Annotated in this window: 2 protein-coding genes; both read right to left on the bottom strand. The window is 64.4% G+C overall.

The features are described from left to right. Positions 1-45: 45 nt before the first annotated feature. A complete protein-coding gene (locus tag E1298_RS47315; RefSeq protein ID WP_131903894.1) occupies positions 46-309 on the bottom strand; it encodes a type II toxin -antitoxin system TacA 1-like antitoxin in 264 nt (87 codons plus the stop codon). A gap of 83 nt (positions 310-392) precedes the next feature. Beyond that, a partial coding sequence (locus E1298_RS47320; protein ID WP_131903896.1) for an Lrp/AsnC family transcriptional regulator occupies positions 393-836 on the bottom strand: 444 nt, incomplete at its 5' end.

Below are 836 nucleotides of genomic sequence, written 5' to 3' on the forward strand. Positions count from 1 at the left end.
GGTTGGGTTGGGGAAATCGGGTGGTGATTCTGGGTGGGATTTGGGTTAGCCCAGGGCTATGACTACGGCTACGTAGGGTTCGACTGGTTCGGGTTCGGTTTGGGGTGGGTCGCTCTCTAGGGCGGTGGCGTGTTCGTAGAGGTCGCGTTCGGCCCGGTCGAGGACTGTGGACAGCACGTATTCGGAGACCGTCCAGCCGATCAGCTCGGCCGCCTTGCGGATCACTAGGCTCTGTTCCGGGGAGGTTCGGAAGGCGATGTGATCATCGTTGCGGGTGGCGGGAAGGTCCTGGCGAACCGACTCAGACATGGCCGGTCTCCTTCCTTGCAGCACTTAAAAGTACGCCGGGAGGTGACGCCGGGGCATCCCCATTGAGGACGAGAATCGGAGGGTCAGCGGGTCCCCCAGGAGTAGGTCTGCTTCCGCAGCTTCAGGTAGACGAAGCTTTCGGTGGACACGACGCCGGGGACGGCCCGGATGCGGCCGAGGAGTTCCAGGAGGCGTTCGTCGTCCTCGCAGACGAGTTCGAGGAGGATGTCGAAGGAGCCCGCAGTGATGACCACGTAGTCGATCTCGTGGACGGAGGCGAGCTCGTCGGCGATTGTCTGCAGGTCGCCCTCGCATTTGACGCCGATCATCAGCTGCCGGGAGAAGCCGAGCATGAGGGGGTCGGTGACGCCGACGATCTGCATTACCCCGGTGTCCAGGAGCTTCTGGACCCGCTGCCGGACGGCGGCCTCGGAGAGCCCGACCGCCTTGCCGATGGCCGCGTACGAGCGCCGGCCGTCCTGCTGGAGCTGCTCGATGATCTGCTTGGCGGTCTCGTCGAGCTGGAC

This window comes from Actinomadura rubrisoli (genome assembly GCF_004349215.1).
GTDB classification, from domain to species: Bacteria; Actinomycetota; Actinomycetes; order Streptosporangiales; family Streptosporangiaceae; genus Spirillospora; species Spirillospora rubrisoli.

What these genes read in the sequence shown, in the direction of transcription:
- E1298_RS47315 (WP_131903894.1), bottom strand. Translation starts at nt 309, where the DNA reads ATGTCTGAGTCGGTTCGCCAGGACCTTCCCGCCACCCGCAACGATGAT.